20 protein-coding genes are annotated in these 24884 nt (G+C 57.2%); 4 read left to right on the top strand and 16 right to left on the bottom strand.

Annotation, left to right across the window (positions count from 1 at the left end; translation table 11 throughout):
* Window positions 1-23: 23 nt before the first annotated feature.
* From ABWO67_RS06505 to mgtE, 3 genes are all read left to right on the top strand, one after another.
* A complete protein-coding gene (locus tag ABWO67_RS06505; RefSeq protein WP_353149221.1) occupies window positions 24-1226 on the top strand; it encodes a M20 aminoacylase family protein in 1203 nt (400 codons plus the stop codon).
* Window positions 1227-1473: 247 nt separating this feature from the next.
* The gene (locus ABWO67_RS06500) at window positions 1474-1818 is read left to right on the top strand and encodes an acyl-CoA thioesterase (RefSeq protein ID WP_353149252.1); all 345 of its coding nucleotides are present in this window, start codon (window positions 1474-1476) and stop codon (window positions 1816-1818) included.
* A 14-nt stretch (window positions 1819-1832) separates the two neighbouring features.
* Window positions 1833-3317 (top strand): magnesium transporter, encoded by a 1485-nt coding sequence (mgtE, locus tag ABWO67_RS06495; protein WP_353149218.1) that lies wholly within the window; start codon window positions 1833-1835, stop codon window positions 3315-3317.
* A gap of 63 nt (window positions 3318-3380) precedes the next feature.
* Here the strand turns inward: mgtE and secA are convergent, their stop codons facing one another.
* Entirely contained in the window at window positions 3381-6122 is a 2742-nt protein-coding gene (secA, locus tag ABWO67_RS06490; protein WP_353149215.1) for a preprotein translocase subunit SecA, read from the bottom strand.
* 99 nt (window positions 6123-6221) lie between these two features.
* Window positions 6222-7124: a M23 family metallopeptidase gene (locus ABWO67_RS06485; protein ID WP_353149249.1), complete on the bottom strand. Its 903-nt coding sequence runs from the start codon at window positions 7122-7124 to the stop codon at window positions 6222-6224.
* A 90-nt stretch (window positions 7125-7214) separates the two neighbouring features.
* Between ABWO67_RS06485 and ABWO67_RS06480 the strand changes: the two genes are divergently transcribed.
* Window positions 7215-7706, top strand: a complete 492-nt coding sequence (locus ABWO67_RS06480; RefSeq protein WP_353149212.1) for a DciA family protein — start codon at window positions 7215-7217, stop codon at window positions 7704-7706.
* A gap of 35 nt (window positions 7707-7741) precedes the next feature.
* Here ABWO67_RS06480 and lpxC read toward each other — a convergent pair whose 3' ends face one another.
* From lpxC to mraW, 14 genes are all read right to left on the bottom strand, one after another.
* The gene (lpxC, locus tag ABWO67_RS06475) at window positions 7742-8665 is read right to left on the bottom strand and encodes a UDP-3-O-acyl-N-acetylglucosamine deacetylase (RefSeq protein ID WP_353149210.1); all 924 of its coding nucleotides are present in this window, start codon (window positions 8663-8665) and stop codon (window positions 7742-7744) included.
* A 248-nt stretch (window positions 8666-8913) separates the two neighbouring features.
* Window positions 8914-10083, bottom strand: coding sequence for a cell division protein FtsZ (gene ftsZ / locus ABWO67_RS06470; protein ID WP_353149207.1), 1170 nt, complete (start codon window positions 10081-10083; stop codon window positions 8914-8916).
* A 166-nt stretch (window positions 10084-10249) separates the two neighbouring features.
* On the bottom strand, window positions 10250-11476 hold the full coding sequence (ftsA, locus tag ABWO67_RS06465) for a cell division protein FtsA (protein WP_353149204.1): 1227 nt from the start codon (window positions 11474-11476) through the stop codon (window positions 10250-10252).
* 5 nt (window positions 11477-11481) lie between these two features.
* Window positions 11482-12273: a cell division protein FtsQ/DivIB gene (locus ABWO67_RS06460; RefSeq protein ID WP_353149201.1), complete on the bottom strand. Its 792-nt coding sequence runs from the start codon at window positions 12271-12273 to the stop codon at window positions 11482-11484.
* Between the two features lie 13 nt (window positions 12274-12286).
* On the bottom strand, window positions 12287-13234 hold the full coding sequence (locus tag ABWO67_RS06455) for a D-alanine--D-alanine ligase (protein WP_353149198.1): 948 nt from the start codon (window positions 13232-13234) through the stop codon (window positions 12287-12289).
* Entirely contained in the window at window positions 13231-14637 is a 1407-nt protein-coding gene (gene murC, locus ABWO67_RS06450; protein ID WP_353149195.1) for a UDP-N-acetylmuramate--L-alanine ligase, read from the bottom strand. Before murC ends, ABWO67_RS06455 begins: the two co-directional genes overlap by 4 nt.
* Complete coding sequence (gene murG, locus ABWO67_RS06445; RefSeq protein ID WP_353149192.1) at window positions 14634-15710, bottom strand: undecaprenyldiphospho-muramoylpentapeptide beta-N-acetylglucosaminyltransferase; 1077 nt, start codon at window positions 15708-15710, stop codon at window positions 14634-14636. Before murG ends, murC begins: the two co-directional genes overlap by 4 nt.
* On the bottom strand, window positions 15707-16900 hold the full coding sequence (ftsW, locus tag ABWO67_RS06440) for a putative lipid II flippase FtsW (RefSeq protein WP_353149189.1): 1194 nt from the start codon (window positions 16898-16900) through the stop codon (window positions 15707-15709). The genes murG and ftsW overlap by 4 nt, the downstream gene beginning before the upstream one ends.
* Window positions 16897-18426: a UDP-N-acetylmuramoyl-L-alanine--D-glutamate ligase gene (gene murD / locus ABWO67_RS06435; protein ID WP_353149186.1), complete on the bottom strand. Its 1530-nt coding sequence runs from the start codon at window positions 18424-18426 to the stop codon at window positions 16897-16899. The genes ftsW and murD overlap by 4 nt, the downstream gene beginning before the upstream one ends.
* Window positions 18423-19595, bottom strand: a complete 1173-nt coding sequence (mraY, locus tag ABWO67_RS06430) for a phospho-N-acetylmuramoyl-pentapeptide-transferase (RefSeq protein WP_353149183.1) — start codon at window positions 19593-19595, stop codon at window positions 18423-18425. The genes murD and mraY overlap by 4 nt, the downstream gene beginning before the upstream one ends.
* Window positions 19585-22374: a bifunctional UDP-N-acetylmuramoyl-L-alanyl-D-glutamate--2,6-diaminopimelate ligase MurE/UDP-N-acetylmuramoyl-tripeptide--D-alanyl-D-alanine ligase MurF gene (gene murF / locus ABWO67_RS06425; RefSeq protein WP_353149180.1), complete on the bottom strand. Its 2790-nt coding sequence runs from the start codon at window positions 22372-22374 to the stop codon at window positions 19585-19587. The genes mraY and murF overlap by 11 nt, the downstream gene beginning before the upstream one ends.
* Entirely contained in the window at window positions 22371-24107 is a 1737-nt protein-coding gene (locus ABWO67_RS06420) for a peptidoglycan D,D-transpeptidase FtsI family protein (RefSeq protein ID WP_353149177.1), read from the bottom strand. Before ABWO67_RS06420 ends, murF begins: the two co-directional genes overlap by 4 nt.
* Window positions 24104-24409 (bottom strand): cell division protein FtsL, encoded by a 306-nt coding sequence (gene ftsL / locus ABWO67_RS06415; protein ID WP_353149174.1) that lies wholly within the window; start codon window positions 24407-24409, stop codon window positions 24104-24106. The genes ABWO67_RS06420 and ftsL overlap by 4 nt, the downstream gene beginning before the upstream one ends.
* Window positions 24409-24884 (bottom strand): 16S rRNA (cytosine(1402)-N(4))-methyltransferase (gene mraW / locus ABWO67_RS06410; protein WP_353149172.1); only part of this gene is annotated, 476 nt, incomplete at its 5' end. The genes ftsL and mraW, both read right to left, overlap by 1 nt.

Below are 24884 nucleotides of genomic sequence, written 5' to 3'. Positions count from 1 at the left end.
CGAATACTACAGGACCCGCCATCATGAAATTAGCTGAACCTATCGTCGGATGGAAGTCCGAAATCGCCGCCATTCGACGCGATATCCATGCCCATCCCGAACTGGCTTACGAAGAAGTCAGGACAGCGGATATCGTGGCCAGCAAACTGGAATCCTGGGGCATACCTGTCCATCGCGGCCTCGGCGTCACTGGCGTCGTCGGCACAATACAAGGAAAAACCCAGAACGGCCGGGCCCTGGGCCTGCGCGCCGACATGGACGCCTTGCCCATGCAAGAACTCAACGCTTTCGAACATGCCAGCAAGCACCCGGGGAAAATGCATGCCTGCGGCCATGATGGCCATACCGCCATGCTGCTTGCCGCCGCACGCTACTTGGCAGAACACCGCGACTTCGACGGCACCGTGTATGTCATATTCCAGCCGGCTGAAGAAGGGTTCAGTGGCGCCAAGGCCATGATAGACGACGGCCTGTTCACCCTATTTCCCATGGATGCCGTGTTCGGCATGCACAATTGGCCAGGCATGGACGCCGGTACTTTCGGCGTTATTGCAGGCCCGGTCATGGCCTCCAGCAATACGTTTGAAATTCGCCTTGAAGGCAAAGGAGCCCATGGCGCCATGCCCCACCTGGGTGTGGATCCTGTCATGGCGGCGGTGCAACTGGCGCAAAGTTTCCAAACTATTATCAGCCGTGACCGCGACCCTCTTGATCCGGCTGTGCTCAGCGTTACACAGATCCATTCAGGCTCGGCCGACAACGTCATTCCCAACGACGCCGTGCTGCGAGGCACCGTGCGCACCTTTTCCGATCAAACGCTCGACCTGATCGAAAAGCGCATGGGCGAAATCACCGAATACACCAGTCGGGCCCTGAACTGTACGGCCGAATTCAACTTTATCCGCAAGTACCCTCCCACCGTCAATCACCCGCGGGAAGCGGCTTTCTGCGCTCAAGTGCTCAAGCAAATCGTCGGGGACAACCAGGTCGATGAAACCGTGCGCCCATCAATGGGCGCGGAAGATTTTGCCTTCATGCTAAAAGAAAAGCCCGGCTGCTACGTTTGGATAGGCAATGGCCAGGGGGAGCATCGCTCGGCAGGCCATGGCCTGGGGCCCTGCACACTGCACAACGGCAATTACGACTTCAACGACGAACTCATCCCATTGGGGGCCACCTACTGGGCGGAACTGGCCAAGCAATGGCTTGCCGAGCCCCCAGCTTAAGAAAAAAGGCGTCCGCTGCAAGCATTCACAAAGGTTTAATGGGACAAGCGCGCACTTATCGTTAAAATGCTACGTGCTGCTTTTACAGATCCGCAAATACCTGTAGAAGCAGCTGGCATTTAGCATATCCCGTCTGCCCCTTGCCGTTGCCTGGCAGGCCGATCAAAATCTGGAGCCATACGCCTTGAGCATCGATAACCATCGCACTGTTTTACCTCCTCCAGAAAGCCATGCTGTCTTGCGTGTTATGCCGCAACCCGCCGACGCCAATATCCACGGCGACGTATTCGGCGGCTGGATCATGTCGCAAGTCGATATCGCTGGTTCGATTCCGGCCACCCGGCGAGCCGCCGGACGTGTTGCCACAATCGCCGTCAATTCGTTCACGTTCAAGCAGCCGGTCTTCGTAGGAGACCTGCTTAGCTTTTACGCAGAAATCATCAAGGTCGGCACGACATCAATTACCGTGTCGGTAGAGGTCTTTGCCGAGCGCCAGCGCCTTGAACTGGAAGTCGTCAGAGTCACGGAAGCCATTCTTACCTACGTTGCCACCGACGATCAGCGCAAGCGCCGCCCCCTTCCACCTGTTTAAAGCAAGGTTTGCCTATGTTGGACCATCCAGTCAAACCTCAAGAAGGTGTGTCTATCGCTATTCCGCGCCGCCTTGATCCCGAAGACGCGCAACAGGCATTGCAACGCCTGCAGTCCATACTGACACGACAGGAAGTCGTGGAAGCGCTCGCGCGCCGCCAGTCCGATGACGAAGAAGACGATTCCAATCTTCTGGAAGGCGTGCTGCATCGGCGGCACGAAAACGAGATCAAATCGATCGTCAACGATTTGCATCCGTCTGACATTGCCTTCATTCTTGAATCCTTGCCCGTCCACGAGCGCCAGGCCGTATGGCAGTTGGTAAGCGCCGAGCATGACGCCGACGTGCTGCTGGAAGTCGACGACTGGGCCCGCGAATCCCTGATCAAATCCATGGATCATCAGGATCTGATCGCGGCAACCGGCACCATGGATGCCGACGAAATCGCCGACTTGGCGGCCGACCTGCCGCCCGACGTTATTGCCGAAGTGCAAAAAGGCCTGACCGATGAAGAGCGGGCGCAACTGATCGAGGCCATGGGCTATCCCGAGGACACGGTCGGCGCCATCATGGACTTCGAGATGGTTCGGGTCCGCGAAGATGTGTCGCTGGAAGTCGTATTGCGCTATTTGCGGCGCCTGCACGAACTGCCCGACCACACCGATCAGATTTTCGTGGTCGACCGCGAAGACAAGCTGCAAGGTACGCTGTCGCTTTCCACTTTACTGGTGCGCGAACCGGATATGCTGGTGTCTGAAGTAATGTCTACCGAGTACCTGACACTAAACCCGCTGGATTCGGACGCAGACGCCGCAGGCGCCTTCGAACGCTACGACTTGGTATCAGCGGCCGTCACTGACGACAAAGGCCGCCTGATCGGCCGTGTGACCATTGCAGAAGTGGTTGACGTGATCCAGGAAGACTCCCAGGAGCAAGCCCTGTCGCGGGCCGGTCTGCAAGAAGAAGATATTTTCGCTCCGGTTCTCGATGCGCTGCGCAACCGCGCCCCGTGGCTATTCGTCAATCTATGTACGGCCTCAATCGCTTCGTTGGTGGCATCGCGCTTCGAAGATACCGTAAGCCAAATTGTGATCCTGGCGTTCTTGATGTCTATCGTTGCAGGAATAGGCGGCAACTCAGGCAACCAGACGATGACCATGATTATCCGTGCATTGGCAGTAGGACGGGTCACCAGCTCGAACGCGTGGCGTCTGGTCAAGCGCGAACTGACTGTCACCTTTCTGGTGGGCGCGTGCGGCAGCCTCGTTGCAGCCAGCTTTGCCTGGGCAATTTCCGGCTCCATTGCTATTGCGGCCGTCATGATGACGGCCATGATCTGTAATATGCTGATTGGCGCTGCGCTGGGCGTGCTGATCCCCATACTGCGCGATCGCTTCGGCAAAGACCCCGCCATGGGTTCTTCAGTATTGCTGACATTCGCCACCGATTCGCTGGGGTTCCTGATATTCCTCGGGCTGGCGACTGTGTTCCTGATGTAAAAAAAGCCGGATCATGCGTCCAAAGACGCACGATCCGGCCTTACTGCCAATAACTGCCTGGCGTTACGCCAGCTTACCGTGGCAGTGCTTGTACTTCTTGCCGCTGCCGCAAGGGCAAGCATCGTTGCGGCCCACCTTGGGCATGCCGGCGCTGGCCACCGCCAAGGCAGCCGGCGTCTGGGCTATGCCGGGGTCTTCCCCGCTTAACGCCGCATCGTAATCGGAATGATGATACGTCACGTTGTCCAGCCTGGGTTCGGGCTCTTCTACCTCGACTTGCTCGGGCGACTGGATCTTGACCGTCATTAGGACCCGCACAACTTCATTGCGAATACGGTCCAGCATATCCGAGAACAATTCAAACGCTTCACGCTTGTACTCTTGCTTGGGATCTTTCTGCGCATAGCCGCGCAAATGAATGCCCTGACGCAGGTGATCAAGCGACGACAAATGACCTCGCCAGTGTGTGTCGATAGACTGCAGCAACATGGAGCGTTCGAATGGAGCCCAACCTTCCTGGCCGACCAGGTCAACCTTGGCCTGATACACGCGATTTGCCTCGGCAATGACTCGTTCGAGCAAGTCTTCTTCGGTCAGATCAGGTTCTTTTTCCAGCATTTCCACTAGCGGCAGGGACAATTGCCATTCGGCTTCGAGCGCCGTCTGCAAACCTGGGACATCCCACTGCTCTTCCATGGAGCCCGCCGGAATGTATGCATGGAACTGCTCGGCCATGGCTGCCTGTCGAAGGTTAGCCATGGTTTCAGAGACATCGGCCGATTCCAGCACTTCGTTGCGCTGCGTGTACAGCACCTTGCGCTGATCGTTGGACACGTCATCGTACTCAAGCAATTGCTTGCGTATGTCGAAGTTGCGGCCTTCAACCTTGCGTTGCGCGGATTCGATCGAGCGCGACACCATGCGTGCCTCGATAGGCTCGCCCTCTGGCAGGCGCAGGCGTTCCATGATGGCTCGCACGCGATCACCTGCAAAGATGCGCATCAGGGAGTCTTCCAGCGACAAATAGAACCGCGAGGAGCCTGGATCGCCCTGGCGACCCGCACGGCCACGCAACTGATTATCGATACGCCGGGACTCGTGCCGCTCGGTACCGATAATGCGCAAACCGCCGGCCGCCTTGACGGCCTGATTGGCGGGCGCCCATTCGGCCTTGATCGTTTCAATACGTTGTTCTTTCTCTTCCGGGGAAAGAGAGTCGTCAGCCCGAAGCAGGTCGACCTGCTTCTCGACGCTGCCGCCAAGCACGATGTCGGTACCGCGACCAGCCATGTTCGTGGCGATGGTAATGTGGCCAGGCTTACCCGCCTCGGCCACGATTTCGGCTTCGCGAGCATGCTGCTTGGCGTTGAGCACTTCGTGCGGCAGTTTGGCTTTATCCAACAAGCCCGCCAAGAGCTCGGAGTTTTCGATACTGGTCGTCCCCACGAGGACAGGCTGGCCGCGCTCGTGGCAATCTTTGATATCCGCAAGTATGGCGTTGTATTTCTCACCATCGGTCTTGAAGACCTGATCGTTCTGATCGATACGCGCCATAGGCCGATTGGTCGGAATGATGACCGTTTCCAGGGAATAGATTTCCTGGAATTCATAGGCTTCGGTATCGGCGGTACCCGTCATGCCGGCCAACTTGCCATACATACGGAAGTAGTTCTGGAAAGTAATGGATGCCAGCGTCTGATTTTCGTTCTGGATCTTGACGCCTTCCTTGGCCTCGACGGCCTGGTGCAGGCCATCGGACCAGCGGCGACCGGCCATCATGCGACCGGTGAACTCGTCAACAATAACGATTTCGTCACCTTGCACGACATACTGCTGGTCGCGAAAGAACAAATTATGTGCGCGCAATGCCACCATAAGGTGGTGCATTAGCGAGATATTGCGTGGGTCGTATAGCGACTCGCCGTCAGGCAGCACGCCAATATTCACCAGGATTTGCTCGGCCTTCACATGGCCGGCTTCCGAAATATGAACCTGCTGGCCTTTTTCATCAACCCAGAAGTCGCCTTCGGGCTCGGGTTCCTGCGGCTTGGGCTCGGATGCCATGCGCGTAAGCAAAGGCGGCACCGCATTCATGCGCACGTAGAGCTCGGTATTATCTTCAGCCTGGCCGGAAATAATAAGCGGAGTACGCGCCTCGTCGATAAGAATCGAGTCGACCTCGTCGACGATGGCGTAAGACAACATGCGCTGGCGACGATCTTCTGCGCGGTATTCCATATTGTCGCGCAGGTAGTCAAAGCCGTATTCGTTGTTCGTGCCGTATGTGATATCGGCCGCGTAAGCAGCGCGCTTTTCCTCGTTTTCCTGCTGAGGCACCACAACGCCCACGGACATGCCCAGAAAGCCATACAGGCGCCCCATCCACTGGGCGTCACGACGCGCCAGATAGTCGTTGACGGTAACGACATGAACGCCGTTGCCAGCCAGAGCGTTAAGGTAAACCGCCAATGTCGCCATCAGGGTTTTGCCTTCGCCGGTACGCATTTCTGCGATCTTGCCGTTGTGCAAAGCAATGCCGCCAAGCATCTGGACATCGAAATGGCGCATGCCAAAGACGCGTTTGCTGGCCTCTCGAACGACGGCGAACGCCTCGGGCAACAAGTCATCCAGAGAGGTGCCTTCGGCGATCTGCTGGCGAAACGCTACGGTTTTCGCCTTGAGTTCGTCGTCAGACAACGCTGCCACTTTGGGTTCGTGCGCATTGATCTGCGCCACTTGCTTGCGATACTGCTTAAGTATCCGGTCGTTACGGCTACCAATGAGCTTTTTTAGCAGAGAAACCATTCTTGTGTCGTTGACGCTTACTTCCTGCGCATAAACGCGAAAGTCCGCATGCTTGTCTTTTTTAAGTTGGCGGATGAAACCGCAGGAAAACGATACAGTTTAACGCACCTGTGGGCCAATGGCTTCATCCCCTGCGGAGGCATGCGCCACGAGCTGATCCGTAGCCTGCTGCTTGGCCAGAAATAAGGTTGGATCCAGCGCGTGGCCAGCCATGCGGACCTCGAAGTGCAAATGCGAACCTGTGGAGCGTCCGGTGGAGCCGACACGCGCGATCGCCTGCCCTTTTTCAACCACGTCGCCTTGCTTCACGCTAATGGACGAGGCATGCGCATAACGAGTGACCAAACCGTTGCCGTGACTGATCTCGACCAGCTTTCCGTATCCCGGCACATAGCGAGCCTCGGTCACCACACCGCCCGATGCTGCATAAATAGGCGCCCCTTTGGGGGCGGCAAAGTCCAGGCCTTCGTGCATGGCGTGGCGTCCCGTCACAGGATTGCGCCGCCATCCGAAAGATGAGCTTAAGTAAGGATAGTTGACTGGCGAAAAGGTGGGCAACCGCGCTTCGGTGCCGGCCCGCTTGGTCAATACGAGGTCGAGCATGGCAAACCAGTCTTTCTGATCGGAAAGCTGCTGAGAAAGCGAGTCAAGTTGCTGACCCAGCCCCTGGGCCGACCAGGCCGCCCCCTGCTCGTCGGTGATATAGTCCATGACAGGTACGGTAGACTGTTCCATATTGGCCTGGATCTCGGGATCGGTGTAGGACACCCCGGCGACATCCGCCACCCGCTTGCTTAGACCGTCCATGCTGATTAGCTTGGCCTGCAAATCGCCCACTTTCGCCGCCAGCAAACTGACGTTCTCCCGGATATAGGCCGAATCGCGCGATGCCTGCTCGGCGATCACACGGCTTTGCTCGGGATCCAAGGCCGGACGCACGCTTAGTTGAGACTGCACCCAGGCGCCCGCAACGGCCGAAACAACCATGGCCGCACCCGCCATCAGCGAAATCACGGTAATCCGTAAGTATTTGCCGTTAGAATCAACAAGCTGATCCTTAATAAATAATTTCTTCACTCTAGCCCTCAATAAATGCTGCGCACGTTCCGCCCCGTTAACCCCCCGCGCCCCTCTAACAAGGAGCCGTCCGCCACCTTGGCGGTAAGCTGGTTAGGCGGCAATCAACAGAGCTCACAGGTGCTTGCAACGGCACGCAACCTGATAGCTGTGGAAAACGCGACTAAAAATGCCCTGCCCCCTGCCTTGGCGGCAGTATGCAGAGTCGCCCGTATAGACAGACAGGAAATTACGCTGGCAGTTCCCAGCGCGGCATATGCGTCCAAACTTCGACAGCTAGCGCCCCGCATCCTGCTGCTACTGAACGACAGTGGATGGAACCTTAACGAAATCAGCGTCAAGGTTCAAGTAAGCCTGCTAAAGACAGAGACAAAAACAGCGCAGCGCCAAGTAGAGCCGCTGGGCGATCAAGCCCTGAATGCCTTTGCCGAACTTCAAGACAAGCTACGGCCCGGCCCACTGGCCGACGCTATCCAACAGTTGCTTTCCCGTCACAAAGTACGCTGACCCTAGCCTGGCGCCAGCAAGTCAAACGGAAACGCTCAGGCGAACTTCCATTCCTGGCTAAACGACTTCGGAGCGGCTTCGGGAGACTCGTAACTGATGAGTTCCCAACTGTCTTGCTGCGCAAGCAAGGCCCGCGCCAACTGATTGTTAAGCCCATGCCCTGATTTGCATGCGACGTAACGTGCAACCAGCGGCTTGCCAATAAGATACAAGTCGCCGATGGCATCCAGAATTTTATGCTTGACGAACTCGTCGTCGTACCGCAGACCATCTGTGTTCAGGACGCGATACTCGTCCATGACAATAGCGTTATCAAGACTGCCGCCGCGGGCCAGACCGGCCGCCCTTAGGGCCTCGACCTCGCTGACAAAGCCGAAGGTGCGCGCACGCGCGATTGTCTTGACGTAAGAATCTTTTTCAAAATCGACCTCGGCAAAATTCGCCGTGGAATTAATAGCTGGATGGTGGAAATCGATGGCAAACGACAATGCAAAGCCGTTATAGGGTTCCAGGCGCGCCCATTTCAAGTCGTCGCCCTCGCCTTCGCGCACTTCCACGGTTTTTAGAACCCGCAGAAACTGCTTGGGAGCCATTTGCTCTTGCAAGCCCGCTGAGCGCAACAAATAGACGAACGTACCGGCGCTGCCATCCATGATGGGAACTTCTTCCCCAGTCAGGTCGACATGCAGATTATCGACGCCCAAACCGGCCAATGCCGACATCAAGTGCTCGACCGTGGAAACACGTACGTTGCCTTGCTGCAACACCGAAGCCATGCGAGTATTGCCAACCTGATCCGCCCGGGCGGGCAAGTCAACCACTTCAGGGAGATCAACGCGGTGAAACACAATACCGGTATCGGGCGCGGCGGGGCGCAGGGTGATTTCGACCCGGCGTCCGGAGTGCAAACCGACCCCTTTGGTACTGATGGATTTCTGTATGGTGCGTTGACGTAGCATATTCGTTAGTGAACCGATTCCATGCCAGTAAATGGCAAATATATGACAGGGTAGTGTAACCGCATTCAGGGTTAACCACTAAATACATGTGTTTCAAACCAATGCGCAAACGCATGATATAGAAACGCGACGACGCACTCTCTCGGGGAAGAGAGAAAGTGCGTCAATCGGGCCTGGTCGGGCGACTAAACGCCCGGCAGACATGTGAGAGCTGGATTTGTTGCTTTTCTAGGCCTTGGCCTCGAGATTCAGTCCGCCTGCTTGCGCAGGAAGGCAGGAATATCGAAGTGGTCCATACCAGCAGTTTCCAGGGCGCGCACCTGGGCCGAAGCCTGGCTGCGCGGGTTGCGAATCACGGCAGGAACGTCTGAACTGGCGAAGTCATGCCCGCCAATCATCGGCATATTGTCGGTTCCCGTACGGTAAACCTCGGAAACATTCTGAACCAGCTGAGGACGCGACACAGTGCGGCCCAAGCCGGTCGCCACGACCGTTACACGCAGGTTCTCACCCATGGATTCGTCATAAGCGGTACCGAAAACGATGGTGGCATCGTCGGCGGCATAGCTGCGGATCGTATCCATGATTTCACGCGTTTCGCGCATTTTCAAGGTGCGGCTTGCTGTAATGTTGACCAGCATGCCACGTGCGCCGTGCAAGTCCACGCCTTCCAGCAGCGGGCAAGCAATGGCACGCTCGGCCGCAACACGCGCACGATCGGTGCCAGCGGCAATGGAAGTACCCATCATCGCTTGGCCCTGCTCGCCCATAATGGTCTTGACGTCTTCGAAGTCAACGTTAACGTTCCCTTCAACGTTGATGATTTCAGCGATACCGGCGCAAGCATTATGCAGCACATCGTCGGCGGATTTGAAGCAATCTTCTTGCGTTGCGTCGTCATCCATCAAGTCGTACAGATTTTCGTTCAGCACGACGATCAGCGAATGCACATGTTTGGACAGCTCTGCAATACCATCTTCAGCCATTTTCAGGCGCTTATTGCCTTCAAACGAGAATGGCTTGGTGACCACGCCAACGGTCAGGATGCCGAGTTCCTTGGCCACTTCAGCCACAACGGGGCCGGCGCCTGTTCCTGTGCCGCCGCCCATGCCAGCCGTAATAAACACCATGTGCGCGCCGGTCAAGGCTGCACGGATTTCTTCACGCGCCGTTTCGGCGGCTGCGCGGCCTTGCTCGGGCTTGGCGCCAGCGCCCAGACCGGTGCGGCCCAAACGAATCTGCACTGGTGCTTCGCTAGTGGCCAACGCTTGCGCATCGGTATTGGCGCAAATGAAATCAACGCCGTTGACACCTGAACGAATCATATGCGCGACAGCGTTGCCGCCTGCGCCGCCCACCCCTACAACTTTGATTACGGTCCCGTTTGCGCTCGTATCGAGCATTTCAAAATTCATCATGATTGACTCCCTCACATATCCAGAAAAACGATAAATATAAAAATTTCCCCTGCACTACTTATTGCGCGGAATAGTTTTAAAGGAGATGCCAGCTTTGGCTCGCATCTGATTTGAAACCCTTCCGGAGAGCAGACTTATGCCGCCTGCCCTTTAGGACCGTTAGGTCCTAATTCATAAACCACTCTTTCATACGCGCCAGCAGCGTCTTGAAGCTGCCTTTTTGCTGGGCGACCTTACGTCCCCTGGCACGCTGCAAACGAGCCTCTGACAACAGGCCCATCACCGTGGAGAAACGCGGATTGTGCATGACATCGGCCAGGCTGCCTTCGTAGGCGGCAACGCCCACACGCACCGGTTTCAAAAAAACATCTTCGGCCAGTTCCACAACACCCGGCATCAGCGATGTGCCGCCGGTCAGGACCACGCCCGAGGCCAGCAAGTCTTCGTAGCCTGATTCGCGAACGATTTGCTGAACGAAAGTAAACAACTCTTCAATGCGCGGCTCGATCACGGCACCCAAAGCCTGACGTTTGACCTGGCGGTTGGGACGGTCACCCAGACCTGGCACTTCGATGTGCTCGTCGGCGTTGGCCAGTACTTGCTTGGCAATCCCGAAGCGCAGCTTGATTTCTTCAGCGTCAGGCGTCGGTGTGCGCAGCATGGCGGCGATATCGCTGGTAATCTGGTCGCCTGCGATAGGAACAACCGCCGTGTGGCGAATCGCACCGCCCGTATAAATGGCGATGTCAGTCGTGCCGCCGCCAATGTCGACCAGCACAACACCCAACTCTTTCTCGTCCGACGTCAGGCAAGCCAGGCTGGAGGCCAGGGGCTGCAAAATCAAGTCTTGTACTTCCAGGCCGCAACGGCGCACGCACTTCACAATATTCTGGGCGGCACTGACGGCGCCGGTCACAATATGCACGCGCACTTCCAGGCGCAGGCCGCTCATCCCTATGGGTTCACGAATATCTTCTTGAGAATCGACAATGAATTCCTGGGTCAGCACATGCAACACCTGCTGGTCAGTAGGAATATTGACCGCTTTGGCTGTTTCGATAACACGGGCGACATCGGTGGCGGTAACCTCTTTGTCCTTTACAGCCACCATGCCGCTGGAGTTGAAACTGGTGATGTGGCTGCCGGCGATGCCGGTATAAACCTCGCGAATCTTGCAGTCAGCCATCAACTCTGCTTCTTCCAGCGCGCGCTGGATCGAGTTGACGGTGGATTCAATATTGACCACAACGCCTTTACGCATTCCCTGGGATTCGTGTTGGCCCAGGCCCAGCACTTCGAAGCGCCCTTCTGGCAAAATCTCAGCCACTACGGCCACCACTTTACTGGTGCCGATATCGAGTGCAACGATCAGGTCCTTGATGTCACGGGTCATAGTCTTTATTTGTTAGGGGTATTGGAAACAGGGGCCAACGTAATAGCAAATCCGTTGGAATATCGTAAATCGGCGTTACTGATGGCGCGGCCGTCAAGCCGCTGCGTCAATGTCGGCCAAGCCTGGACGAAGCGTTCGATGCGCGCTGCAAATGGCAACGCACCGGCACGGCCGTGGGGATCGGCAACATCTGCAGCGGGGTCACGGCCCAGGCTCAAGTGGACGCCATCGGAAAGTTTGACTTCCCATGCATAGCGCGGGCTGAGTGTCACTTCTTGAACTCGCAGATTAAGCGGCGCGAACCAACGAGCGATTTCAGCATAACGTTGCACCACCAGCCGTTCGGAGCTTTCAGGCCCGTTCAGCTGGGGAAGGTCGGCGTCGTCATTAACCTCTTCCTGGTCGGCATCAAAAGCCTCTCCCCAGGTGTTGATCATCTGATCTTCATTCCACAATGCCAATGGCTGTTGCTCTTCGATCTGTACCGCTAACGCATTGGGCCATACCCGGCGTATGCGCGCATGACGAATCCACGGCACCGTTTCAATCAGCTCCCGAGTCGTATTCAAGTCGAGAGAAAAAAAGTTGCCTGTGATTTTCCCTTCTATTGTCGCCCGAACACTGGATGCAGAGACGTAATTCAGTGTATCGGCTTGCATCGGTTCTATTTGTATTTTTCCAATGGCAAAATACGGCCGCTGCGCAATCCAGGCGACGCCGCCCGCGATCATTGCCAATACAGCCAGCAGTGCCAGCGTATTTGCAATGAAGTTAGTCAAGCGAGCGTCGGAAAACACAATGGACTCCTGTTCAAGCGGCCGAAGGCTGCTGCACTTTGCAGCGCGCCGTGGACAATATTTCTACGCACAATTCGGCATAGGTCATGCCGGCCGCTTTCGCGCCCATGGGAACCAGCGAATGGCTGGTCATGCCGGGCGATGTATTCATTTCCAGCAGCCAGGGCTTGCCTGCTTCGTCCAGCATGAAATCCGCGCGCCCCCAGCCTTCGCAACCCAGTGCGACATAAGCCTGTTCGGCAATGCGCAGAATTGACTCGGTCAGTTCCGGAGCCAGTTCGGCCGGGCAAACATATTGCGTGTCATTGGAAACATATTTGTGTTCGTAGTCGTAGTTGCCATCGGGCGCGACGATTTCGATAATCGGCAAGGCTCGGGCCGTCTTGCCGCTACCCAGAAGCGGCACGGTCAACTCGCGACCCTTGATGAATTGCTCGGCCAGCACGTCATCGTCGTACTGCGACGCAAGTGTGTAGGCGCTATGCAGTTGGGCTAGCTCATCGACCTTGGTTACGCCCAGCGTGGAGCCTTCATGTGGCGGCTTGATGATCATGGGCAGGCCCAGATCACGCGCAACCTGATCCAGGTCCGAGTCTTGCGTCAGTACCGCGAAAGCAGGCGTTGGCAGTTGTTGCTGTAACCAGACCTTCTTGGTCATAATCTTGTCCATGGACAGGCTCGACCCCAATGGACCGCTACCGGTGTAAGGCAGATTCAATAACTCCAATGCGCCCTGCAGCGTTCCATCTTCGCCATAGCGACCGTGCAAGGCAATGAACACGCGGTCAAAACCCGCATTGATCAAGTCGACCAGCGTATACCGTCCGGTATCAAACAACTGTGCATCGATGCCCGCGCTGCGCAACGCTTCATGCACACCCTGACCCGACATCAGCGACACTTCCCGCTCGGCCGAACGACCGCCGTACAACACGCCTACGCGGCCAAAATTCCCTTTCATGCAAGCTCTCCTATTTGCGCAGGCACGCGGCTGATCGAGCCCGCGCCCATTACCACAACAACATCACCGTCACGCACGAAATCCAGAATGGCTTGCGGCAGCTCGGCCACATCCTCAATAAATACCGGCTCGACACGCCCTGCGACGCGAAGTGCGCGCGCCAGCGCCCTGCCGTCGGCCGCCACCAGCGGCGATTCGCCAGCCGAGTAAACGTCTGTCAGCAAAACGGCGTCGGCCTGCCCCAGGACACGGACAAAATCCTCGAAGCAATCGCGGGTGCGTGTATACCTGTGCGGCTGAAACGCCAGCACGATACGGCGCTGCGGCCAAGCGCCACGCGCCGCAGCCAGGGTTGCTGCCATTTCGACCGGATGATGACCGTAATCGTCAATGAGCGTGAACGTACCCGCCCCCTGTTTTTCCGAGACAGCGAAATCGCCCACCTGGGTAAAACGGCGGCCAACGCCATTAAAGTTGGCAAGGGCTTCGGCAATCGCCGAGTCCTGAACGCCCAACTCAGTCGCCACGGCAATGGCGGCCAACGCATTCAGCACGTTATGGCGACCTGGCAAATTAAGCGCTACCGACATCACCGGCAGCTCACCGGTTGCGCCTTGCCTTTCAACATCGAAACGCATGACCGTGCCATCGGCGCGAAGGTTGACGGCGCGTACCTGGGCGTCAGTATCGATGCCGTAAGTCGTCACAGGCCGCGATACGAAGGGAATAATTTCACGCACATTGGCATCATCGCTGCACAAGACAGCGGTGCCATAGAACGGCAAGCGATGCGTAAATTCAATAAAAGCGCTTTTCAATCGCGCAACATCGTGGCCATAGGTGTCCATATGATCCACATCGATGTTGGTGATGATCGCCATCACCGGCAACAAATTCAGGAATGAAGCATCGGACTCGTCGGCCTCAACCACAATAAAGTCGCCCTGCCCCAGGCGCGCATTGGCCCCCGCGGAATTGAGCCGGCCGCCGATAACGAAAGTTGGATCCAGATCCCCTGCCGCCAGCACGCTGGCAACCAGGCTGGTGGTGGTTGTCTTGCCATGCGTTCCGGCCACGGCAATACCGCGTTTCAAACGCATCAACTCGGCCAGCATCAACGCGCGCGGAACCACTGGAACACGCGCGGCACGCGCCGCAAGCACTTCCGGGTTATCGCCCGAGACGGCGGTGGAGGTAACCAGAGCGCCCGCCCCCTTGATGTTCTCTGCCTGGTGACCGATGACAATACGCGCGCCCAATCCCGCTAAACGACGAGTCACCGCAGATTCCTGTATATCGGAACCGCTAATAGAGTATCCCAGCGTCAGCATCACCTCGGCGATCCCACTCATTCCGGATCCGCCGATGCCTACAAAATGTATGCTTTGAATACGATGCTTCACGCCTTTCTCCTGACCGATTGTTCACACGCGTCCGCAATCAGGCGGGTTGCATTCAAGCAAGCATGCTCATGAGCATGACGGGCGACTTCCGCCAGTTCGGCGCGGGTAATCCCACGCAACCACTGGGCAAGCCACTCAGCCGTCAGCTCGGATTGTTTTTGTAGCCAGCCGCCATGGCAATCGCTCAAGTAGCGGGCGTTAGCCGTTTGATGATCGTCTATGGCGTGCGGCAAGGGAACGAACAGGGCTGCGACGCCAACTGCGGCCACTTCGGCCACAGTCATGGCGCCGGCCCGGCAGATAACGATATCGGCATGCGACAAGGCCGCCGCCATATCGTCAATAAAGGCATGACACTGAGCCGTGACGCCAGCGTTCTCGTAGGTATTGCGCAGACCTGCCAGGTGCTTCTCGCCAGCCTGATGCGTGACCAAGGGCCGTTCATGCTCCGGCAGTTGCGCCAGTGCCTGAGGCACGACGGTATTCAAGGCTGCCGCGCCAAGACTGCCCCCGACGACCAATAAGCGCAAAGGCCCTTCGCGTCCCGCATAGCGCTGCTCGGCGGGCGCTACCTGCACCAAGGCCTGCCTGACCGGATTGCCTACCATTACTGCACCAGGCAAGGCGCCAGGGAAACCGACCAGCACTTTGGTCGCCAATTTTGCCAGCCAGCGATTCGCCGTACCGGCAACAGCATTCTGTTCATGCACAACGACTGGCGTACGCTGCAAAGCGGCCATCATCCCGCCCGGAAAAGCGACATAGCCGCCCATGCCCAGCACGACGTCTGGCCGTACTTGCCGCAGGGCTTTACGAGCCTGCAGGCATGCGCGCACCAAGGTGTAAGGCAGCTTAAGCAATGCCAGAGGGCCTTTGCCCCTGACACCGGCAAAGCGCAAAGGCACGAGTTCGAACCCTTGCGGCGGCACCAGCTTGCCCTCCATGCGCTCGGGATGCCCGAGCCACAATACACGCCAACCCCGCGCCTTCATTTCATGCGCCACGGCCAGCCCGGGCATGATATGCCCTCCTGTGCCGCCCGCCATAATCAACAATGTCGAGGTCGTACTCATGTCCGCTTACCTCGCATAAGATTGCGATTCTCGAAATCGACTCGAAGCAACAACGCCACGGCAACCAGATTCATCACAATGCCTGACCCGCCATAGCTAACCAAGGGCAGCGTCAACCCTTTGGTAGGCAACAGGCCCACGCATACGCCAATATTGATGAAGGCCTGAACGCCAAACCACAGCGCCACGCCCTGCGCCACCAGGCCATTGAAAATGCGTTCCATGGCGATTGCCTGGCGTCCGATCTCGAAGCCGCGCCAAATCATATAGACGAACAACGCGATGAGGCAGCTGACCCCTACGAATCCAAGCTCTTCGCCGATAACCGCCACGATAAAGTCGGTATGCGCTTCTGGCAGGTAGTGCAGCTTTTCAATGCTGGCGCCCAGTCCTACGCCAAACCATTCGCCCCGGCCTAACGCGATAAGAGAATGCGACAACTGATAGGCGCTACCGTACGCGTTATCGGGATTCCAGGGATCCAGGTAAACGAACAAACGTTCACGACGCCAAGGCGAAAGCCAGATCAGCAACAGGAAGCTGCCAACCATAATGCTTAACAGCACAGAAAACAGCTTGCCGTTGATGCCGCCGATGAACAGGATGCCTACGGCAATCGCCACAATCACCATGAAGGCACCCAGGTCAGGTTCCAGCAGCAATACCATGCCGACCACTGCCAATGCGCAGGCCATAGGTAGAAAGCCCCGCACGAAATTCTGCATATGCTCTTGCTTACGCACGGTGTAGTCCGCCGCATACAACAATACGGCCAACTTCATCAGTTCCGAAGGCTGGAAATTAATCGGGCCCAATGGCAACCAGCGCCGGGCGCCGTTGACTTCACGCCCAATACCTGGAATAAGCACCACCACCAGTAACAGCAGGCAAAGGAGAAATAGCGGCACAGCGAATTTTTGCCAAACCTTCATCGGTATGCTGACTGCGAACAATGCGCAAAACAGCCCCACCATAATGAACAGGCCGTGTCTGATGACAAAATAAAACCGGCCGTAGCTTTCGTAGCGCGGGCCATCGGCCAGCGCGATAGATGCCGAATACACCATCAACAGGCCGAACAGCACCAGCGTGCTGGCAGCAACGATCATAAAAATATCGAAACTAGGCATGGTCGTGCGACCGGGTCTCACGGCGTTGACACTTGAAGTCAAGTCAGCGAACAGACTCATGCCACCTCCCCGCGATCCAGGGCCAACTCGTTGACCTCGGCAACAAAGCAGTCGCCACGATGCCCATAGTTCTTGAACATGTCCATGCTGGCGCAGGCGGGCGAAAGCAAAACCGTATCGCCGGCTTGTGCCAGACCAAGGCTGCGCTTAACCGCCAGCTCCAAAGATGACACCCGCTCGACAGGCGCTTGAACCGCATCCAGAGCCTGTTCAATAAGCTCGGCATCCTGCCCAAATAGGATGACGGCGCGGGCGTGAGCGCTTACCGCCTTGGCCAGCGGCGTGAAATCCTGTCCTTTACCCAGGCCGCCAGCGATCAACACGACAGGATGGCCCATGCCTTCCAGTGCGGCGACAGTCGCCCCGACGTTCGTGCCCTTACTGTCATTGACGAAATCGACGCCATCAATCGTTCGTATAAATTCCATGCGGTGCGGCTCGCCAAGGTAATCCCTTAATGCATGCAGCATGCTTGCCCAACCAAGTCCCAGGCTACGCGCCAGGGCCAAAGCGGCCAACGCATTCAGTGCATTGTGCTGGCCGCGCACCCGCAAAGCATCCATGGGCATCAAGCGCGTAGCCCGGCCCGGCCCGCGCACTGGCTCTGACACCGGCTTCTTGCGGCGCGATGTGACGATAGGCTGATCGAAATCGGACAAATCCATCGCGGCAAGCCACTGCATGCCATTGCTGTTTTCCAATCCCAGATCCCCTTCCAATTCAGGAAGGTCGCGCCCAAAGCTGCGCACGGCCACGCTCTTGATGTCGGCCACCATGTCCAGCACGATAGGGTCGTCGCGATTGACGATCGCAATTTTCGACATCGCCAGCAACTTGGCCTTTGCCGCTGCATAAGCCTGCATCGAGCCGTGCCAATCCAAATGGTCTTGCGTTACGTTCAATACCACGGCGGCATCGGGCGCCAATGAATGAATGGACTCAAGCTGGAAGCTGGACAGCTCCAGCACCCAAACATCGGGCAATTGATCTGCTTGCAAGGCCTCTTGCAACGCGGTCAATGCAGCCGGGCTGATATTGCCCGCTGCCCGTACGCTGCGCCCACTGGCCTGCACCAACTGGCGCGCCATCGCCGTGACTGTCGTCTTGCCGTTCGTGCCGGTTACAGCAAGCACATTCGGCTTATAGCCCTGCTGCGCCATGTCGGCCAATGCACGGGCGAAAAGTTCTATCTCGCCCACCACCTCGATATGACGTTGCGCAGCCAACTCAAGAAATGCGCTGATCGGCTCTTGCGAGGGCGCCAGGCCCGGACTCAACACAATGGTGTGGACGTCGCGCAAGGCGTCTTCAGTGAACACTTCCGGCCCGAATCGATAGTCGACACGCGATGCATCCAGTTTTTCCTGCAACAGCGATAATCCACCCGGCTGCATGCGCGTATCCAGTACGCGCAATGACGCGCCGTGCTGCGCGCACCAAAGTGCTGCGGCCGCGCCGGTCTCACCCAGACCCAGAATCAAGGTCAGGCCATCGACACGTAGCGAAGGAAAAGTCAGTGTGTTCATCGCAATTTCAAACTTGCCAAGCCAATAAGCACAAGCATCATGCTAATAATCCAGAACCGCACAACCACCTGGGTTTCTTTCCAGCCAGTTACTTCAAAATGATGATGCAAAGGCGCCATGCGGAAAATCCGCCGCCCTTCTCCATAACGCCTTTTCGTGTACTTGAACCAGGCAACCTGCAACATCACAGAGAGCGTTTCCACGACGAAAACACCGCCCATGATGAAAAGCACGATTTCCTGGCGCACAATGACAGCGATGGTCCCCAGCGCGCCGCCCAGTGCTAACGCCCCAACGTCGCCCATGAACACCTGGGCGGGATAGGCGTTGAACCACAGGAACGCCAGACCAGCGCCCGCAATCGCGGCGCATAGCACCATCAACTCAGAAGCGCCGGGTATATAAGGGAACAGTAAATACTTCGAATAATCGACACGCCCGACGACATACGCAAAAATGCCCAGCGCGCTACCCACCATGACAGTAGGCATGATGGCCAATCCGTCGAGGCCATCGGTAAGATTGACCGCATTACTGGCCCCGACAATCACCAGCCAGGTCAACGCGACGAAGCCGAACACGCCTAGCGGATAGCTCACGCTCTTGAAAAATGGCACGATAAGGTCAGCGCGCGTAGGCAAAGGCATCGTCAGACCGCTAAGTATCCAGTCACGGAACAAAGGCCAGAGCTCAGCATTGGCCGGTGCCGAAACCGCGAAGCTCAAGTACACAGCGGCGACGGCGCCAATCAAGGCCTGCCAGAAAAACTTGCGCCGTGACGACATGCCTTCGGGATCGCGATTGACCACCTTCTTGTAATCATCGGCCCAGCCTATCCAGCCAAAGCCGAAAGTCACCAGCAAGACAACCCATACAAAGCGATTGGTCCAGTCGGCCCACAACAACGTACTCACGCCTATGGAAATCAAAATCAGCACACCGCCCATCGTAGGCGTACCATTTTTTTGCAGATGCGATTCGGGACCATACGAACGCACGGCCTGTCCAATTTTCAGTTCGGTCAGCTTGCGGATTACGCGCGGTCCCGCAAACAAGCCGATCAACAATGCGGTACCGCATGCCAGCACAGCCCGGAACGTAATATATTCAAACACGCTAAAGGAACGTATATGTGAATCCGATAGCCAACGCGCCAGTTCAAGTAGCATGGCGAGCCCCTTCTTCGTGGTTTATTAATTTTTCTTCAAGCGCTCGCACCACTCGTTCCATGCGCATACTGCGCGATCCCTTGACAAGGATATGGGCTGGAAGGAGGGTCAACAGGTGATCATTCAGCGCATCGATAGCGTCGAATGCCTGGGCAGCAGCCCCAAAGGCCTCAGCCGCATATGCGCAGGCCGGACCGAACGTCAACAAAACTTCAATTCCCTTTTCGTGGGCATATGCACCCACCTCCGCGTGCATCGCAGGGCCGTTTGCACCCACCTCGCCCATATCGCCAAGCACCAGAATCTTCTTGCCTTGCAGTTGCGCCAGCACATCGATTGCCGCCCGAACCGAATCAGGGTTGGCATTGTAAGTATCATCTATCAGCTGAAATCCACCGGCAAGCTGACGAGGCTGCATGCGCCCAGACACAGGGTTGAACGCAGCGATGCCCTGCACAATCGCCGACAGCGGCGCCCCGGCAGCGCAGGCGCAAGCGGCCGCGGCAAGCGCGTTGCGCAGGTTGTGCAAGCCGGGCGCAGATAACGTCAGGCTCGCGCTGCCAACAGGCACATGCAACTGGCACACCGTTTGGGTTGGCTCCGCGTGAATTTGATCCGCATACACCGCAAAGCGCGATTCAAATCCAAAATCCAGAACCTTGCGAGGTGCCGACAACGTGCGCCACAACTCGGTATATTCGTCATCACCAGGAAACACAGCAACGCCGTCCAGTGGCAAGGCTTCGAGTATGGCGCCGTTTTCTCTGGCGACCGCTTCAACGGTGTGCATGAATTCCTGATGTTCCCGCTGCGCGTTATTCACCAACCCCACCGTGGGCTGGGCGATACGCGCCAACAGTGCAATTTCTCCGGGATGATTCATGCCCAGTTCGAACACGCCCGCCCTATGTGCGTCGCTCAGACGCAAGACCGTCAAGGGCACGCCGATGTCGTTATTCAGATTGCCTTGCGTTGCAACGCTCGCATCGGCGCCCAACCAAGCTCGCAATATCGACGCAATCATTTCCTTGGTGGTTGTTTTACCGTTACTGCCCGCAACACCGATCACGGGAAGCAGGAACTGGCGACGCCATGCGGTGCCGATATGAATCAGTGCCTGGCGCGTATCGCCCAGTACAAACTGTGGCAGGCTGAGCGAGTCGTCCCGATGCGCCACGATGGCGCCGCCCGCACCCGCTTCTTGAACCTGCGCCAAATAAGCATGGCCATCGAACGATTCGCCCTGAAGCGCAATAAAAATCTGTCCTGGGCGTATGCTGCGCGAATCGCTGGAAAGCGTCAGGCCGCGGCTCCAGGCCAAAGCAAAGCGGGCCCATTCACGATCATCAAACGGGGCACGGACACCACGCGTTTCCTGGTAGGTTTCGTGCCCTTTGCCTGCCAGCAACAGCACGTCGTTCGCACTGGCGCTCCAGATGGAGGACAGAATGGCCAACGCACGGTCAAGCTCGATATGCGGCGCCTGCGGCATGCCAGCCAAGATTTGCTCGACAATGGCCTGCGGATCTTCCATACGCGGATTGTCATTGGTAAGTAACACGCTATCGGCCAATTCGGCAGCGATACGGCCCATGATCGGACGTTTGCCGCTGTCACGGCTGCCACCACATCCAAACACACAAATCAGGCGGCCGCCGCGAGCCGTCGCCACATCCCGCAACGCCACCAGCGCGCGCTCCAGTGCATCAGGTGTATGCGCATAGTCGACAACGACCAGCGTTGCAGCGGGCACCGCGCCATGCGCCGGGTTGACCACCTGCAAGCGCCCTTCGACACTTTGCAAAGTTGCCAGCACGCGAGCAATTCGGGACAATTCCCAGCCAAGCTCCTGCAATACACCAGTCACCAACAGCAAATTCGAGATATTGTGCCGGCCCAATAGTTGGGTCAGCAATTGCACCGTGCCATGCTCGGTAGATAGATTGAAGACTTGGCCATGCCCACCCGCCTGGATGCTGTGAGCCTGTATAGCAGCCGTTTCGTGCAGGCCGAGAGAATAGGCCGAAGGATGCAATGGCGCTACGACCTTCATCAACTCCAGGCCAGCCGGATCATCCGCATTAATTACCGCGGCGCGCAGACCCGGCATCTTGAACAGCCCAAACTTGGCCTGCTTGTAGTGATGAAGCGTTCCGTGATAATCAAGATGATCATGCGTCAGATTGGTAAACGCAGCGATGTCGACATGTACATGGTTCAAACGCCCCTGCTCTATGCCTATCGACGACGCCTCCAATGCAACGACGGCTGCGCCGGCATCACGAATTGCCGCAAGACTGCGATGCATGGTCAAAACGTCGGGGGTGGTCAGCGCGCCGCCCAGGCTGGAACCATCGGGCAAGGAAACCCCTAAAGTGCCAATCGTGCCACAGGGCACGCCTTCGGCATTCAGTGCGGCCGCAAGCCACTGCACGCAGCTGGTCTTGCCATTGGTTCCCGTCACAGCAACAACCGACATGGCCAGCGATGGCTCGCCATACCAGAGGTGAGCAATCAAGCCCAGCTCTTTAGACAAGTCGTCGACTTCCAGAACCGGTACTGCCATTGTCGGCAAAGGCATTGCTTGCGAGTCGGACTGAACGACAATTGCCGCAGCGCCCTGCTCTATGGCTTGTTGTATGAATAAACGCCCGTTACTGGAAAGGCCCGGGCAGGCGAAAAACACATCGCCAGCATGAAGCTGGCGTGAATCCAGACCCAGATGCGCGGTACGCGCGACATGCCCATTTAGCCAGGAGACGATTGCTTGCGCATTCATTGGCGCACCTCCCCTTTGGGCCCTGCCGCCACTAACGACTCGATCGGCGCATCAGGTTGTACGCCCAAGCGGCGCAAGCTGCTGGCCACCACACTGGCGAAAATAGGCGCAGCAACCCGGCCGCCGTAGTAGGCTCCGGCCTGCGGCTCGTCCAGCGTTACCGCGACCACAATGCGCGGATTCGATACCGGAGCAAAACCTACGAACGAGCTTCGATACTGCGAGGTGCTGTATTTACCATCCACAATTTTGCGAGCGGTGCCGCTTTTGCCGGCCACACGATAGCCCTGCACTTGGGCAAGCTTTGCGCCGTCAGGACCGGCGGCGGCTTCCAGCATGGAGCGAACCTGGCCCGCCACTTCGGGCGTATAAACCTGTACGCTGGTAGGCTTGCTTTCGCGCTTGAGCAAAGTCAGGGATACCATATCGCCATTACGCGCGAACGCGGTATAGGCATGCGCAATTTGCAGCAAGGAAACCGACAGTCCGTAACCATAGGCCATGGTTGCCCTTTCGATAGGACGCCAGCGCTCCCAAGGACGCACCCGACCCGACGCCATACCCGGGAAATTGGCCTGAGGCGCACGCCCAAAACCCAGCTCGGTAAATTTAGTCCACATTTCCTGGGACGTCAGCTTCTCGGACAGCATGGTCATGCCGATATTGCTGGAACGGCGCAAAATCCCAGCGACATTCAATGTGCCGTTGCGGCTTACGTCCGAGATCGTGGAACCTTGATAGCGATACTGGCCATTGCCTGTTTCAAACAGCGTAGACGTCGTGATCCGCTTTATATCCAGGGCCAGCGCAACAGTAAAAGGTTTCATGATCGAGCCCGGCTCAAACGTATCGGTCAAAGCGCGATTACGTAATACCGGACCCTTGCGATCATCGCGATCATTGGGGTTATAGGTAGGCAAGTTGACCAGCGCCAGGATCTCGCCCGTGCGGGCATCAAGCACAATGCCCGCGGCTGCCTTGGCCTTGTTATCGACCATCGCCTTCTTGAGGGCGGTGTAGGTATCGAACTGCAAACCCGAATCAATAGACAAATTCAAGTCCTGCCCATTGACTGGCGGAACGATAGCCTGCACATCTTCCACCACACGACCCAGCCTGTCCTTGATGACGCGACGCGATCCCGGCTTACCCGAGAGCTCAGAGTTAAAGGCCAGCTCGACACCTTCGATGCCCTGATCTTCGATATTGGTAAACCCGACGACGTGCGCAGCAATGTTGCTCTCAGGGTAATAGCGGCGCATTTCCATTTGCTGATGAAACCCGGGAATCTTCATCTTCCGGATTTCATCAGCAATATCCATAGGCACTTGACGCTTGATATAAACAAAATTCTTTTCTTCGTCGACCAGCCTGCTCTTGATGTCTTTCACAGAGAGGTCCAGCAACTTACCCAGGGCTGCCAACTGCGCTTCGGTAGCAGCGCGCGTATCTTCGGGAATGGCCCAGATGGCGCGCACCGGCACGCTGGATGCCAGCACCACAGACCCGCTATGGTCGAATATTTTCCCGCGCGTCGCTGGCAGCACCAAGGTGCGCTCGTAGCGCCTTTCGCCTTGCCGCTGTAAAAACTCGGTGGACAAACCTTGCAAATACATTGTCTTGACAAGCAAAGCCACAAAGCCAAGCATCAGCAGAATCAATACCAGACGCGATCTCCATAAAGGCATCTGGACATTCAGGACGGGACTATTATAAAAACGGACGCGTTTCACGGATGGCTTCCTCCGCTATTCGCAACGGACACCCGGGGAGCATTGCCTTTCATGTAAATGGTCTTGTCAGGCGACGTCGTGTCCATTTTGAGCTCTTCTCGCGCCGCGCCGTCGATACGGGCATTGCGGGCCAACTCGGCACGCTCCAGTTGCAAGCGGCGCCAATCGGTATCGAGGTCGCGCGCCTTATCCTGCAGCTTATCGGTTACGACAAAAAGCTGACGCGACTGAAAGCGAGCCGTAACCAGAGAGATAGCCGAAACCATCAGCAACGCTGCAAAGAAGATGGACAGGCGCCCCATTATTTGCGACCTCTTCTTGCTGTCGCCTGCCCGGAAACCAGACGCATGGCGGTAACAAAAGAGGCACCCTGATCTTCAGGTAAAGGCGTCGCAGTGCGCTCGGCCACACGCAAGACCGCCGATCGGGTACGCACGTTCTCCGCCGACTGCTCGGCTGTCGGCAGCAGGCGACCCAGTGAACGGAGTATCGGTTGCGGCATATCCTTCTCGAAGATCGGCAGGCGAGCCTGTGCCTCAGCCGGCCTTGCCGCGGCTGCTATGCACTGCTTGACCATGCGGTCTTCAAGAGAATGGAAGCTGATCACCGCTAAACGCCCTCCCGGGGCCAGTACCTTTAGAACTGCCGCGAGGGCGAGTGCGAGTTCCTCGAGTTCTTGATTGATGTGAATCCGTATAGCTTGAAATGTACGAGTGGCCGGGTGTTGACCCTTTTCGCGCGTACGGACGACACTGGCGACGAGCTCGGCGAGGTCGA

This window comes from Pollutimonas bauzanensis (assembly GCF_040393045.1).
Classification (GTDB): Bacteria; Pseudomonadota; Gammaproteobacteria; order Burkholderiales; family Burkholderiaceae_B; genus Pollutimonas; species Pollutimonas bauzanensis_A.
Note: the sequence above shows the minus strand (reverse complement) of the source record. Positions and strands in the feature narration are given on the sequence as shown.